This window comes from Amycolatopsis ruanii, assembly GCF_003385175.1.
Lineage (GTDB): Bacteria > Actinomycetota > Actinomycetes > Mycobacteriales > Pseudonocardiaceae > Amycolatopsis_E > Amycolatopsis_E thermalba.
The window spans coordinates 1-13,683 of sequence record NZ_PQHY01000012.1; the positions used below are offsets into that span (position 1 = coordinate 1).

Genomic DNA, 13,683 nt, shown 5'->3' on the forward strand with positions numbered 1-13,683 from the left:
GCGGCTGCCTGGTTGCGGGTCGCCGGTGGCGATCACCAGCCGGGTCTCGGGGTCGATCGCGACCTGCACGTTGGTGGAGTACCGGTAGTTCTTCGACGGCGTGGCCAGCCGGTGATCGCGGGTCGGGGCGAGGGTGCCGTCCACGATCGCGACCGCATCGATCCGGCGTTTGCGGACCGGGGCCAGCGCCGGCAGCGGTCCGACCGTGTCGATCATCCGATGAGCCGCGGAATGCGACACGCCGAACAGCGGCCCGATCTGGCGCATCGTCAGGTTCGTCCGCCAGTAGGTCGCCACCAGCAGAACGCGGTCGGCCAGCGGCAACGCCCACTGTCGGCCTGCTCGGCCGTCCGCGATTTCGTCCCCGCCTCGCTTGGCGACCAGCCGCACGAGCGTGCGGAACTGGGCCGGCTCCAGCCCGGTGAACGGGCCAATCCACTCCGGCCGCGATGCTGTGATCACCCGCACCACAGCATCATGATCAACTACCGGAGCAGCTAGCCCGGCACCGGGTTACGAGACATCCCTTAGAGCGGCATTAAACGGAATTGAACGGAACCGCACTGCCCCAAAGTGCCCCAGCCAACCAGGGAATCCTCCAAAGCCGCAGGTCAAGCGGTCTAGCGCACCACACTGGCAGTGTGAGGGGTCGGCGAGGTGGATCGCCAGGTGCTGGAGGTCAGTTCACGTTCAGCTGGAATGTAGTGGCGCTGCAATAGGGTGGATGGGAAGCGTGCGCCTCGTCGATTGCAAGATCAGCAGGCGGGAGCAATTTGGAGTGAGGCTCAGGACGTCAAGGAGGCAGGACCGTGGGGGAGCTACACTGATGTCGAAGTCATCTTCACCGGATAACAGTGGCGTGGACGAGGCATTCACTGAGGCCGGGCGGATGGTCGTAGCCGGCGGTTCGCTTGCCGAACTGATCTCGTACATGAGATCGGCGCCGTTCGCGGCTACGCCCTTCAATCTCCTCAGGGTGCTTACTCAGGAGGTTGGTATTCCCCTTGCGCGTGCCAGAGAAGTGCTGACTCTCATCGATCAGGACCTCGGGTCTGCGGAGGGACGCGACGCCGAACGGGAGTGGGATGCCATCGTGGGGCAATACCGGACCGGCCAGGTCCGGTGACCCAGCGGCCGCGCGAACCGGTGCGGTCGCCGGCCGAGTTCACCAATGGGGGAGCGGGAGCGAAACCAGCGCGCGCGGTGTTCCACGCCGACCCAGACCAGCGCGACTGTGCCGCAACTGCCCCATGCTGTACTGGGAAATTCTCTATTTTCTCAGGGGCAGCGGCCCGTTATCCAGGTAGACGGGCCGCTGCGTCTTTCTATGCGAGAACTGCCCAGGGCGTGCCACCGCCGGCGTCGCCGTGATTGTCTTTGCCGTTCAGGGGCGCGGTGTCTTGGGGAACCCGTCCATCGGAGGTCGGGGGGTAGGTGGCTCATCTCGTTGAACATGACGACGCTCGGCGGTAGCTTGGGCCGGTTCTCGATGACCGTCAGCGCCGCGTTGGCGCTGCTGAGTCCCAGCCACCGCACCGCTGGGGCGGCCAAGGCGTGGCGGACGAGCCACGCGATCGGGTAGGCGTGGGTGATCAGCACTTCGTGAACGTCGTCGTCCTGGTCGGGGGCGGTGGCGAACCTCGCGGTGAGGCTTTGGGCGATCTTGTGGCCCGCCGCGGCCTCGTCGGCGTCGTAGCCGTCGAAGAACGGCACCCAGGACGGTGGGGTTTCCTCCGGCGCCGGCACGTAGGGCACGTGGTCGATCAGTTCGGCCGCCTCACCGACAGGGGCACTGCCGCTGAGGAAGATGTTCAGTTCCCGTGCACTGTCGGCAGCGCGGGGCAGCGGGGAATGCCACACGGCGTCAATGGGTAAGTGCGCCAGGCGCCGGCCGAGCAGGCGGACTTGCCGTCGCCCGGTGTCGGTGAGATTTCCGAAGGCGTCGGCGTCACCGTGGCGGGCGATGTAGAGGTATCTGGTTGCCACGAGCGTGTCCTTTCCGCGGGTGGGCCGGGTCAGCGGACGGTGATGGTTCCGGCTGTCCCGTCGAGCGCGATCCGGTCACCGTTGCCGATGCGGGTGGTGGCATCCGCGACACCGAGGACGGCGGGGATGCCGTACTCCCGGGCGACGATCGCGGCGTGCGACAGCGCGCCGCCGGTCTCGGTGACGACACCGGCGGCGATGGTGAACAGCGGCGTCCAAGCGGGATCGGTGTAGGGGTAGACGACGATTTCACCGGGGCGCACGCGCGGGAAGTCCGAGGGACCGCGCACGATCCGCGCCGCCGCGGTGACCGCTCCGTGGGAGCCGGGCGTTCCGCTCAGTGATCCGATCGCGCCGGGCACGCGGCTCGGGGGCAAGGGCGCGGTGATGGGGCGTGCCTGCAGAATCCACACCGCACCTTCGGCGACCGCCCATTCGATGTCTTGCGGGGTTCCGAGAATCCCCGCTACGCGCGCGCCCAAATCCGTCAGCGTCGCTGCCGTGGCGTCATCCAGTGCTCGCGCGGCCTGCTTGTCCGGTGCGACCGTGCTGGTGACGACGCCGCTGTGCTCGTGGTCGAGGTCCGTTCGAGTCCGTTTGCTTCCGACCCAGCAGCCGATGGTTCCGTCGGGCGCGACCTCGTAGGTGTCGGGGGTGACGGTGCCGCCCACGACGGCCAGGCCCAGACCCCACGATGCGTCGATCCGAGTCGGTGCTCCCGGCTGTTGGGGTGTGAACAAGACGCCGGACACCTCCGCCTCGATCACGCGCTGCACGAGCACCGCCATGCCGGGAACGAGGTGTGCGGTGCGGCCGGCTGTCCGGCTCCAGTACTCGCCCACCCGCGTGGCGCGGACCGACTCCCAGCAGGCCGCTATCGCCTCACACACGTCGTCGACACCCCGAGCGCCGATGACGCTCTCGTACTGGCCCGCCGCCGAAGCACCGGCGGTGTCCTCGTCCGTCGCGGAAGAACGCACCGCCACCACCGGGTCACCCAGCCGCGCAAGCTCCCGGGCGATCGCGTCGCGTAGCGAGCGCCCGACCGCGGAACCGGGCTGCTGCCGGCCGCAGGGCACCACGAACCCATCCGGCACCGGCAACCCCTCGCGCAGCAGCACACCGAGCGTTGCGGCCTTGCCTCCCGAGTTCGCGCGGGTCGCGTCAGTGAGCGCCGCCGGCATCAACACGCCTATCAACGAAACGTTGACAACAATATGTTGATAGTAGCAGGATGGTTGTCGTGGAACGGAAGCGCGATCTCGAACGACGCGTCAGCGCCGAGCATGCGCAGGCTCAGCGTGAGCGCGACGCCCAAGACGTCCTGCTCGAACTGGGCGCGGACGAACTCGAACCGCGCCCGTGGCGACCCGCGCCGGTCCCGCCGACGGCGGTCGATCTGACGCAGTACGCGCTCTGGCGCTCAGCCGACCTGACCCCCGATGAGCTCCTGGCCGCGCTGGCACTGCTCCCGGCGGCTCGGGCCGAGGTCGAGGGTGTGGAGATCGGTCTGCTCTTCACCGCGCGAAACCAGGGGCTGACGTGGGCGCAGATCGCGGAGGCCATGGGTTTCCGCTCCCCGCAGGCGTGCCAGCAATACGTGAACCGGCTCAGCGCCAGACAGGACAAATCGCCATGACCGATCAGTCGTTGCTGGAACTGCCCGTCCTGCACGCGGTACGCCTCCTGGGGTTCGCGAACAGCCGGGCAGTAGCCGAGCGTGCCGGAACGAACCATGACGAGGCACTGCGGGTGCTGCGCGAGTCTGAGCGCGCGGGCTGGGTGCAGCATGGCGCGTTCGCCGACATCGACGGGTGGTCGGAAGACGTGGTAGCGGCTGTCTACCGCGAGTTCCTGCCGCTCAACGCGCGCCTGCTGCGGGCCGTAACGGACTGGCAGATCAAACCGGCCGGGACGGACCGGTTCGCTCCCAACGGCCACAGTGACAGGGCCTACCGATCGGCGCTGCGCAAGGCCAGAAGCGGGCAGCACAACTGGATCGGCAAGACCGATGTGGACTCCTGCCACCGGGTCTGGTTCCAACTCCACGAAGACCTCGTCGCCACCCTCGGCATCGACCGGCTGACCGAAAGCCAGGCTCCGAAGTAGACGAAGACCAGCCGGCGTCCGGACCAGGGCCCGGATCAACCGCCCGCAACCGCGGGGAACTCGTCGGCGCAGCCGGGAAATCCGTGAGCCGTCGGGTCCTCGGTGACCGCCGGGCGGCATCGCGCGTACATCTGCCGGCAGAGTGTGATGAACTCCTGCGCCCTGCGGGTCGTGCGGGCGCCCCGCATCCACGCCACCACGATGTCCAGCGGCTGGACGTCGTCGCTCAGTTCCAAGGGGACCGCGCGTGCTCCGGCGTACGTGGTCTCCGCTGGGGGGCGCTGGTTGAGCAGCGCGAAGCCCTGACCGTGCGCCACCAGGGCCCGCACGGTTTCGTAACCGGCGCTGCGGTGCCGGATGCGCGGTTCCACCCCCGCCTCGCGCAGGATCGACTGGAGGTACTCCCGGCTGTTGGGCAGGTCGAGCAGCACCATGGGCTCTCCGGCGAGCTGCGCCAGCGACACCGTGCCGCTCCCGGCCAGTGGGTGGTCGGGGCCCACGAGGGCGTACGGCGGCGCGGTGTCCACCACGACGTGATCGATGTCGTCGTCGAGGTCGTAGCCGTACAGCAGCGCGACCTCGTACTCCCCGCCCCGCAGCGCGGCCTTGATCGCGGAGTGCTCGCCTTCCCGCACGGACACCACCACCCGCGGGTGCCGGTGTTCGAACTCGGCCAGCAGGCCCGGCAGGCGGAACGGCGCGAGCGTGGCGAAGCAGCCGACCGTCAGCGTGCCCACCAGCTCCGTACCCGCCTGTCGCGCCGCCTCGACGAGTTCGGCGCCGTGGGCCAGGAAGTCGAGGACCCGCCGGTGGAACGCCTGCCCCGCCGTGGTCAGGCTCAGCCCACGAGCGTGGTGGCGCAGCAGCAGCTGCACCCCCAGCTCCCGTTCGAGCTGGGCGACCGCGGTGGAGACCGCCGACTGCGACACCATCAGCTCGCGTGAGGCGGCGGTCATGCTCAGGTGCCGGGCCGCCGCCTCGAAGTACCGCAGCTGCACGAGGGTGAAGGAGGGCTCAGATATCGCGATGCACCTCCTCGCCCCCCACGAGCGTGAGCACCGTCTTCGCGGCGCTGACCTGCTCACCGGACAGGATCGGCCGGTCCAGCAGGGCGAGGTCGGCGAGCATGCCCGGCGCGATCACTCCCGTCTCGCCGTCCGCGTGGTTGGCGTAGGCCGAGCCCGCCGTGTACGCCGCCAGCGCCACCCGCAGGTCGATGGCCTGCACCGGTTCCAGCGGCTCGGACAGCACACCCTCGCCGACCGCGTGCGGGTCCTCCGGCGGGCCGAGCCGGGTGGCGGCCGTGTAGATCGCCCACAGCGGGTTCGGGTCGGTGACCGGCCAGTCGCTGCCCATCGCCAGCCGCGCCCCGGCCCGGTGCAGCGCTCCGAACGGGAAGTGGTGCGGCTCCCGGTGCGGGCCGAGCAGTGGCAGCTTGCGCTCGACGATCTCCCGGTCCCGCCGCGCCCACAGCGCCTGGATGTTGGCGATGACCCCGAGCTCGGCGAACCGCGGCACGTCGTCGGGGGAGACCACGTCCACGTGCGCGATCTGGTGCCGGTTGTCGTGCCCGGGGCCGGCGGCGCGGGCGGCTTCCAGCGCGTCGAGGCATTCCCGGACGGCCCGGTCGCCGACCGCGTGCATGTGGATCTGGAACCGGCGCCGGTCCAGCTCCACGCAGATCCGCTTCAGCTGCTCCGGATCGATGAACGACAGCCCCGACTCCGTGCCGTGGTGGAAGTTGCCGGCGTACGGTTCGAGCATCGCGCCCGTGCAGTTCTCGCACACACCGTCCTGCATGATCTTCACCGTCGTGGCGCGGAACCGGCCGACGGTGCCTGCCGCCCGCCGTTCTTCCAGCGAATCCAGCTGGCCGAGACCGTCCTCCGCCGACCACCACAGCGCGCCGGCGACCCGTGCGGTCAGCCGGCCCTCGCCCGCGAGCTTCAGGTAGGTCGGCAGCGGGTCCGGCAGCCCCCACAGCGAACCGACGCACGCGTCCTGCCACCCGGTGACACCCATCGAGTGCAGGTGCCGCTGAGCGGCCAGCAGCGCGGCTTCGGCGAACTCCGCGGTGATCGGCGGCAGCAGCGAGGTGATGAGATCGCCCGCGCGTTCGACGAGCACCCCGGTGGGGCGCCCGTCCGGATCCCGGTTGATCCGGCCGTTGGGCGGGTCGGGGGTCTGCTCGCCGATCCCGGCGCGTTCGAGGGCCCGGCTGTTGGCCCACACGCCGTGCCCGTCGTGGCTGACGAAGACGGCGGGCCGGTCCGGCAGGATCTCGTCGAGGAAGTCGCGGTGCGGCAGCCCGCCCGGGAAGGTGTCGCCGAACCAGCCGTTGCCGCTGATCCACTCGAGCCCGGGATGGTCCTCGGCGTAGGCCCGGATCGCCGCCCGGTACCGCTCGGGTGAGTGCGGCAGCCGGGACAGGTCGCACGTCAGCAACTGGACGCCGGCGGCCAGCGGGTGGACGTGGGCGTCGGTGAACCCGGGCAGCAGCGTCGCGCCGCGGGCGTCGACGACCTCGGTGCGCGGACCGGCCAGCTCGTCCAGGGGTGCCCGGCCGACCGCCTGGATGCGCCCGCCGCTGATCGCCACCGAGGTGGCGCCCGGTGCGGCCGAGAACACCTCGGCGTTGACGATGACCAGGTCGGGATGGCTGGTGCTCACGGTGGCCCCCGTCACTGCTGGGCCGGGTGGCAGCAGGAGGCGTGGCGCGGCTGCGGGGCGGGTGTGTCGAGCGCCGGGTTGGTGTCGAAGAAGCCGGTCGGCTTGAGCACGAACCCGGTGTGGTCCACCGGCATGATGGGCCAGTCCTCGGTGCGCGGGTAGTGGGTGAGCCCGAAGGTGTGCCACACCACCACGTCGGCGCCGTCGAGGTCGCGGTCGGCGCGGACCCAGGTGTCGATCCCGGTCCGGCCGTCGTTCTGGTTCACGTACTCGCCCGACGGGAACCGCTCGTTCTCGTCGTAGGCGGTGACCCACAGGTGCTTGCGGGTGAACGCCGCCCGGCGCGCGATGGACGACTGATCGTCGGCCAGCAACGTCGGCAGGCCCTCCGGGTGCAGCGTGTAGGCGACGGGCCGGCCGAGCGCGTTGCGCCGTTCGGTGTTGCTGATCCGCCACACGCGGCCCCGGTTGCCGTCGGCCAGCCGCGCGGCCTCGGACTCCTTGGCCAGGCGCGTGATCCTGCGGGTGAACCCGTTGCCGTACGGGTTGGACGGTCCCATCGGGACGCGCTGGACGTCGATTTCGTCGACGGCGTTGGTCAGGCCGTCGACCATCATGTCCAGCCGGGCGGAGAACAGGTGCTGGTGGTAGGGCGCCCCCACGCCGGGCGCGATCTCGCTCGCCCACGGGTACTCGGCGCCGTCCGGCCCGTCACCGGGGTAGGCGGAGGCGAACACGATGCCGGTGGCCTTGCACTCCAGCTCGATCGTGCCGTCGAGGTAGAAGTACCAGTAGAAGCCGTAGTCGTAGTTGCCGACGGTCACGAAGAACGACACGACCATCCGGCGCTGGCGGCGGGTGGAGACGCTGCCGTTGTAGCCGTCGGTGTGCTTCCACAGCACGCCGGCGTCCTCCTCGTGCATGCAGATCGCGTTGCGGATCGTGCGCGGGTGGCCGTCGTCGTCGTGCAGCGTGGCGTCGAGGTAGTGGATCTCGCCCAGGCAGTCGCAGCCCAGCGTCAGCGAGTTGGCCTCCTTGCCCAGCGAGTACTCGCCGGCGTCGAAGTAGTTCTGCCAGAACCGCACCGGGCCGGGGTCGCCGTAGGGCACGACCATCTCCGCGACCGAGGCCCGGTAGACGATCGGCCGCACCCGGTCGCCGTCGGCGAAGCCGATCTGGTGCAGGGTCAGGCCCTCGACGGCGTTGAAGCCGACGCGGAACTGCCACTTCTCCCACGTCACGACGTCGCCGTCGACGGTGAAGCTGGGCCCTTCGGGCTGGGTGATCTCGATCGGCTTCTGCGTGGTCCGCGACGGCCGGGCCGGGTCGTCCAGGTGGTAGTCGTAGGCGGTCACCGGGATCTCCACCGGGCCCTCGTCGATGAGGTCGTGCACGCGGCGGCCGATCAGGTCGACGTAGGCCACGACCCCGTCGATCGGGTGCGCCCAGATGTTGTCGTCCTCGTTCAGCTGCAGGAACGCCAGGCAGCGCACCAGGCGCAGGCCCTCCTCCCCGGGGATGCCGAAGCAGCCGGCGCTCAGGGCGGACACCCGGACCGAGCGCGGTTCGGTGATGCCGCGCCGCCGCATGGCCGCGTTCCAGGCCTCGTCCTTCCAGAGGATCTCCTCGACCAGGTCGAACTCCTCGTGCAGGATCGGTGGCTGCCCCTCGGCGACCACGGCGACGACCCGGTCGGCCAGCACGCGGCCCTCGGTCACCGAGACCAGCACCTCGCGTACCTCCCCGGTGCGGCGGTCGAGCAGCAGCGACCGGACCCGCCGGTCCAGCGCCTGGCCGGGGGCCCACGCCAGCACCTCCGCCTTCGCGGGCTCGTGCAGCGACACCAGGGCGAAGCGGGTGTCGGCGGTGGCGATCCCGGCGTCGTGGAGCAGCTCGCGGTTGCGGGCGACCTCATCGCGGGTCAGGCGGGCGAGGGGGTGGTTCATGCGCGTCTCCGTATTCTTTGCGACGTAGCGCAAAGAATGACCGCAAGGCAGCCAGATGTGCAAGACTTGCGCCCAGGAACTTCGGCGAGAGGCGGCGTGAGTTTTTTGATGCAGACCATCAAGAATTCAGATCGTGGCACGACCTAAGGACCAGGCGAAGCGCCGCGACGAGATCGTGGCCGCGGCAGGCCGAGCCATCCTGCGCCGGGGCCTGACCGGGCTGCGCGTGCGGGACGTGGCCGAGGAGGCCGGTCTGTCGGCCGGGCTGGTCAGCTACTACTACCGCGACCTCGACGAGCTGCTGCTCGAGGTGCACCAGGACGCGGTCGACCGGTTCTACTGGGGACGCGCGGAGGCGGCGGACAGCGAGACCGATCCGCGGGGCCGTCTCGTGCGGATCGTCGAGGCCGGGCTGCCCGCCGACGAGAACGACCCGGTGTGCCGGGTGCTGTACGAGACGCACGTCCACGCCTCGCGCAGCCGGACCCACGCCGCGCTGATGACGGCGCTGTGGGACCGCGAGGTGTCGCTGTACTCCGCCGCGCTCGCGCACGGCCGCGACGCCGGCGTGTTCCGGCTGCGGGGGCCGGTCGCCGACGTCGCCGCCAACGCGGTCGCCCTGGAGGACGCCTACGGGTTGCACGTCGTGGGCCGGAATTCGAGCGTGTCGGTGCCCCGGGCGCGGGCGCTGGTGTTGCGTTACCTGGAGACCGAGACCGGCTGCGAGCTCACCGGCGGCGGTCAGGCGTAGGCGGTCCAGACGGTCTTGAGCCCGGTGTACTTGTCGAAGGAGTGCACCGACAGGTCCCGGCCGAAGCCGGACTGCTTGAACCCGCCGAACGGAGTGGCCGTGCTCAGCGCGTCGACGGTGTTGACCGACACGGTGCCGGCGTGGATCTCCCCGGACACCCGGTGGGCCCGGGCGAGGTCGCGGGTCCACACCGAAGCGGCGAGCCCGAAGGGGGTGTCGTTGGCGAGACGGATCGCCTCGGCCTCGGAGTCGAACGTCAGCGCCGCCAGCACGGGGCCGAAGAGCTCCTCGGCCACGAGCGGGTCCTCCGGGCGCAGCCCGGAGACGACGGCCGGATCCAGGAAGGCGCCGCGCCGGGATCCTCCGATGTGGACGGTTCCGGTGCTCTCGGTGACGGCGCGCTGGACGCGGATCGCGGCGGCTTCGTCCACCATCGGCCCGAGCTTCGTGGCCGGGTCCAGCGGGTCGCCGGGCACCCACTTCCGCACCTCGGCCACGAGCCGGTCGAGGAAGTCCGCGGCGATCGACCGCTGGACCAGCAGGCGGGTGGTGGCCGAGCAGACCTGGCCGGAGTTGGCGCAGAACCCGAACGCGACCAGGCCGGCCGCCGCGTCGAGATCGGCGTCGTCGAACACGACCACCGGGCTCTTGCCGCCGCATTCCAGCCAGACCTGCTTGAGGTTGGACTCCCCGGCGTAGCGCAGGAAGAGCCCGCCCACCGGGGTCGAGCCGGTGAACGCGAGCACGTCGACGTCCGGGTGCCTGCCCAGCGCCTGCCCGGCGGTCTCGCCGAGACCGGGCACGACGTTGAGCACGCCGTCCGGAATGCCCGCTTCGACGGCCAGCTCGGCCAGGCGCAGCGCGGACAGCGGGGACTGCTCGGCGGGCTTGAGCACCACGCTGTTGCCCGCGGCCAGCGCCGGCGCGAGCTTCCAGCCGGCGATGTCGAGCGGGAAGTTCCACGGCACGACGGCGCCGACGACGCCCAGCGGCACGCGGCGGATGACCGCGAAGTTGCCCGGGGGAGTGGGCGCGACCTCGTCGTAGAGCTTGTCGATGGCCTCGGCGTACCAGGCGAAGCAGTCCGCGGTGGCGGGCACGTCCATGCCGGACGTGTCGGCGATCGGCCTGCCGACGTCGGCCGTGTCGCACAGCGCCAGCTCGTCCGCGTTGTCCCGGATCAGCCCGGCGAGGGCGAGCAGCCGCCGCTTCCGCTCGGCGACCGCCAGCCGCGACCACCGGCCGTCCTCGAACGCCCGCCGCGCCGCGGAGACCGCGAGGTCGATCTCGTCGGCCTCACACGCGACGACCTCGGCGACGACCTGTCCGGTCGCGGGGTTGGTGTCGGTGAAGGTCTTGCCGGACTTCGCCTCGACCCAGTCGCCGTCGACGAAGGCCGCGGTCCGCGGCCGCAGCCGCGCCGCCGCACGCACCCAGTCGCCATGGTTCATCACGTGGACACCTTTCGTCGGAGCTGCGTCTACTATCGCCACCAGCGGGAGGCCGGGAAAGCGGAGGTTTCCGGCGGTGTGCATCGGAAACGCCGATGCAGGCTTGAATCTGAACGGCAGATGCAGAGTGTCGATTAATACGATTTTACAGAAGCCAGGGTGCGATCTAGCGTTTCCCCAACGGCAGGCTGTGTGACGGCCGGATTTCCGGGCAACGGTGCCCGAATTCGCCAGGGAAGGCTGGAAATGGCGCCCAACGAGACCCTCCAGGTCGAGAAGCATTCGATCGATTTCGTCCCCCATTCCGAACGGTACGGGAAGGCGCGCGGCCTCTTCCCGATCTGGTTCACCGTCAACGCGAACATGCTCACCATCGCCACCGGCGCGGTCGCGGTGGCGCTGGGACTGCCGCTCGCGTGGGCGATCGTCGCGGCGGTGGCCGGTCACGGCATCGGCGCGGTCTTCATGGCCGCGCACTCCGCGCAGGGACCGGTGCTCGGCATCCCGCAGATGATCCAGAGCCGCGCGCAGTTCGGGTACCGCGGCGCGGTGCTCCCGCTCGTGCTCGTCGTGCTCATGTACCTCGGCTACATCGCCAGCGGCGCGGTGCTCGCCGGCAACGCCCTCGCCGAGTTGCTGGGCTGGGACGTCGACGTCAGCATCGTCCTGACGACCGTCGCCGCGACGGTGATCGCGATCTTCGGCTACCGGTTGATGCAGGTGTGGGTCAACGCGGTCTCCTGGGTGACGGCGATCGCGTTCGCCGTCCTGACCATCGGGTTCTTCTTCCGCAACGACGTCGGCGGCGCCTTCGCCACCGGCGAGTTCAGCTGGGGCGTGTTCCTGCTCGCGGTCACGCTGTCGGCGACCTGGCAGCTGACCTACGCCCCGTACGTCGCCGACTACAGCCGCTACCTGCCCGCCCGCACCTCGGCCAAGGCGACGTTCTGGTGGACCTACGCCGGCTCGGTCGTCTCCTCGGTGTGGATGTTCGTCTTCGGCGCACTCCTGGCCGCCGCGGCCCCGGAGGCCTTCGGCGGTGGCTCGGTCCGCTTCGTCGCCGAGCAGGCGGGGTTCGCGCCGTGGCTGTTCCTCGCGATCATGGTGCTGAGCAGCCTGCCGATTCTCGCGGTCGACCTGTACGGCGCGTTCATGTCGCTGGTCACGATCACCGGGGCGCTGCGCCACGCCCGCACGATCTCCAAGCGCGGCCGGGTCCTCACGGTCTCGCTGCTCTCGGCGACCGGTGTGCTGATCGCCATCCTCGGCCGCGGCGACTTCCTCGACAACCTCGAGAACTTCATCGTGCTGCTGGCGGTGGTCCTCGTCCCGTGGACCTCGATCAACCTCGTCGACTTCTACTTCGTGCGCAAGGAGCGGTACGACGTCGCCGACATCTTCAACCCGGCCGGCCGGTACCAGGGGACCGACTGGCGCGCCATCACCGCCTACGCCGTGGGCGTCGCCGTCGAGGTCCCGTTCATGAGCACGGCCCTCTACACCGGACCGCTGGTCGAGGTCCTGGGCGGGGCGGACATCTCCTGGCTCGTCGGGCTGGTCGTGTCGGCGGTGGCGTTCTACGTCCTGATGAAGCGCTACCCGGTGCGCCGGGGTTACGCGCCGGTCCCGGAGGGCCCCGAGCTCAGTCAGGCACGCGCCGGTGCCCCGTCTCCCGGCGTGCCTTCGTAGCGCCGGCGGATGACGCCGGAGGACCTCGACGTGGCCGGCCAGCGCGTCCAGCACCGGGCGCGGTCACGCGCGGAACGTGCGGCGGTAGGTGTCCGGCGGCACGCCGATCGTGCGCTGGAAGTGGCGCCGCAGTGTGGTCGCGGTGCCCATGCCCGCCGCCGCGGCGATGGTGTCGATGCTGTCGTCCGTGGTCTCCAGCAGCTCCTGTGCGCGGCGGATCCGTTGCGCCAGCAGCCATCGCAGCGGGGTGGTGCCGGTGACCGCGTGGAACTGGCGGGCCAGGTGGCGTGAGCTGAGGTTCGCGCGGCGGGCCAGGTCCTCGACCGTCAACGGCTGGTCCAGCCGGCTCATCACCCACGGCAGCAGCTCGGCCAGGGGATGGCCGTCCGGCTCGGGCACCGGGGTGCTGACGAACTGGGCCTGGCCGCCGTCGCGCTGCGGCGGCACGACCAGGCGGCGGGCCACCACGTTGGCGATCGCCGAGCCGTGGTCGAGGCGGACCAGGTGCAGGCACAGGTCCATCGCCGCGGCCTTGCCCGCGGACGTCAGCACGCGGCCGTTGTCGACGTAGAGCACGTCCGGGTCGACCGTCACCCGCGGGTAGCGCGCGGCCAGCTCGCCGGTGTGGGCCCAGTGGGTGGTCGCGCGCAACCCGTCCAGCAGGCCGGCGGCGGCGAGCACGAACGCGCCGGTGCACAGGGACACCACTCGCGCGCCGGCCGCGTGGGCGGCGCGCACCGCCTCGACCAGGCCGGCCGGCGGGTCCTCGTCGACGTCGGCCAGCGCGGGCACGACCACGGTGCCCGCGCGCGCCAGCCGGTCGAACCCGTCGTCCGGCTCGACCAGGAACCGGCCCGCCCGCACCGGGTGCGTGCCGCACACGCTGAGGTCGTACCAGGGCACCCGCACCGCGGCGGGCGCCGAGCCGAAGACCTCGCAGGCCAGCGCCAGCTCGAAGTGCAGCATCCCGTCGGTGGCGGCGACCGCGACAGATCTCATGTCGGAAAGTGTATGGGTCGTGTCGTTCCGGACACTGGGCAGTCGCCGGACGGTCGGACAGGATTTCCGCAACGGATCACTT

At 70.6% G+C, this 13,683-nt stretch carries 13 protein-coding genes; 5 read left to right on the forward strand and 8 right to left on the reverse strand.

Translation table 11 applies throughout. The annotated features are described in order from the left end of the window. Positions 1–468: transposase family protein (locus D0D28_RS08965; RefSeq protein ID WP_162831023.1), on the reverse strand; the 468-nt coding region annotated here is incomplete at its 3' end. 391 nt (positions 469–859) lie between these two features. Between D0D28_RS08965 and D0D28_RS08970 the strand changes: the two genes are divergently transcribed. Next, positions 860–1,126 carry a hypothetical protein gene (locus D0D28_RS08970; RefSeq protein WP_116110320.1) on the forward strand — a complete coding sequence of 89 codons (267 nt, stop codon included), beginning with the start codon at positions 860–862 and terminating at the stop codon, positions 1,124–1,126. Positions 1,127–1,278: 152 nt separating this feature from the next. Here D0D28_RS08970 and D0D28_RS08975 read toward each other — a convergent pair whose 3' ends face one another. Both D0D28_RS08975 and D0D28_RS08980 read right to left on the reverse strand, forming a co-directional pair. Continuing rightward, positions 1,279–1,986 (reverse strand): histidine phosphatase family protein, encoded by a 708-nt coding sequence (locus tag D0D28_RS08975; protein WP_116110321.1) that lies wholly within the window; start codon positions 1,984–1,986, stop codon positions 1,279–1,281. Positions 1,987–2,015: 29 nt separating this feature from the next. Then, a complete protein-coding gene (locus D0D28_RS08980) occupies positions 2,016–3,170 on the reverse strand; it encodes a PEP/pyruvate-binding domain-containing protein (protein WP_116110322.1) in 1,155 nt (384 codons plus the stop codon). A 50-nt stretch (positions 3,171–3,220) separates the two neighbouring features. On the opposite strand from D0D28_RS08980, the gene D0D28_RS08985 reads away from it, so the two are divergent. Both D0D28_RS08985 and D0D28_RS08990 read left to right on the forward strand, forming a co-directional pair. Continuing rightward, positions 3,221–3,625: a DNA-binding protein gene (locus D0D28_RS08985; protein WP_116110323.1), complete on the forward strand. Its 405-nt coding sequence runs from the start codon at positions 3,221–3,223 to the stop codon at positions 3,623–3,625. After that, the gene (locus D0D28_RS08990; RefSeq protein WP_116110324.1) at positions 3,622–4,095 is read left to right on the forward strand and encodes a transcriptional regulator; all 474 of its coding nucleotides are present in this window, start codon (positions 3,622–3,624) and stop codon (positions 4,093–4,095) included. The genes D0D28_RS08985 and D0D28_RS08990 overlap by 4 nt, the downstream gene beginning before the upstream one ends. Positions 4,096–4,130: 35 nt before the next feature. On the opposite strand, the gene D0D28_RS08995 is transcribed toward D0D28_RS08990, so the two are convergent. From D0D28_RS08995 to D0D28_RS09005, 3 genes are read right to left on the reverse strand one after another with little or no spacing between them, the layout of a single operon-like run. After that, a complete protein-coding gene (locus tag D0D28_RS08995) occupies positions 4,131–5,093 on the reverse strand; it encodes a LysR substrate-binding domain-containing protein (protein ID WP_240323138.1) in 963 nt (320 codons plus the stop codon). 16 nt (positions 5,094–5,109) lie between these two features. After that, entirely contained in the window at positions 5,110–6,765 is a 1,656-nt protein-coding gene (locus D0D28_RS09000) for an amidohydrolase (protein ID WP_094008213.1), read from the reverse strand. An 11-nt stretch (positions 6,766–6,776) separates the two neighbouring features. Beyond that, positions 6,777–8,744, reverse strand: coding sequence for a primary-amine oxidase (locus tag D0D28_RS09005; protein WP_275895891.1), 1,968 nt, complete (start codon positions 8,742–8,744; stop codon positions 6,777–6,779). Between the two features lie 100 nt (positions 8,745–8,844). On the opposite strand from D0D28_RS09005, the gene D0D28_RS09010 reads away from it, so the two are divergent. Continuing rightward, on the forward strand, positions 8,845–9,462 hold the full coding sequence (locus D0D28_RS09010; RefSeq protein WP_094008211.1) for a TetR/AcrR family transcriptional regulator: 618 nt from the start codon (positions 8,845–8,847) through the stop codon (positions 9,460–9,462). On the opposite strand, the gene D0D28_RS09015 is transcribed toward D0D28_RS09010, so the two are convergent. After that, positions 9,453–10,913, reverse strand: a complete 1,461-nt coding sequence (locus tag D0D28_RS09015; RefSeq protein WP_116110326.1) for an aldehyde dehydrogenase — start codon at positions 10,911–10,913, stop codon at positions 9,453–9,455. The two genes, D0D28_RS09010 and D0D28_RS09015, sit on opposite strands and share 10 nt — an antisense overlap. Positions 10,914–11,159: 246 nt before the next feature. On the opposite strand from D0D28_RS09015, the gene D0D28_RS09020 reads away from it, so the two are divergent. Beyond that, positions 11,160–12,602 carry a purine-cytosine permease family protein gene (locus tag D0D28_RS09020; protein ID WP_094008209.1) on the forward strand — a complete coding sequence of 481 codons (1,443 nt, stop codon included), beginning with the start codon at positions 11,160–11,162 and terminating at the stop codon, positions 12,600–12,602. A gap of 63 nt (positions 12,603–12,665) precedes the next feature. On the opposite strand, the gene D0D28_RS09025 is transcribed toward D0D28_RS09020, so the two are convergent. Beyond that, on the reverse strand, positions 12,666–13,601 hold the full coding sequence (locus D0D28_RS09025) for a helix-turn-helix domain-containing protein (protein ID WP_116110327.1): 936 nt from the start codon (positions 13,599–13,601) through the stop codon (positions 12,666–12,668). Positions 13,602–13,683: the final 82 nt, after the last annotated feature.

Excerpts from the sequence above, each read along its gene's own strand:
- D0D28_RS09015 (WP_116110326.1), bottom strand. The coding sequence starts at position 10,913 with ATGAACCATGGCGACTGGGTGCGTGCGGCGGCGCGGCTGCGGCCGCGG.
- D0D28_RS08990 (WP_116110324.1), top strand. The coding sequence starts at position 3,622 with ATGACCGATCAGTCGTTGCTGGAACTGCCCGTCCTGCACGCGGTACGC.
- D0D28_RS08985 (WP_116110323.1), top strand. The coding sequence starts at position 3,221 with ATGGTTGTCGTGGAACGGAAGCGCGATCTCGAACGACGCGTCAGCGCC.
- D0D28_RS08980 (WP_116110322.1), bottom strand. The coding sequence starts at position 3,170 with ATGCCGGCGGCGCTCACTGACGCGACCCGCGCGAACTCGGGAGGCAAG.
- D0D28_RS09025 (WP_116110327.1), bottom strand. The coding sequence starts at position 13,601 with ATGAGATCTGTCGCGGTCGCCGCCACCGACGGGATGCTGCACTTCGAG.
- D0D28_RS09020 (WP_094008209.1), top strand. The coding sequence starts at position 11,160 with ATGGCGCCCAACGAGACCCTCCAGGTCGAGAAGCATTCGATCGATTTC.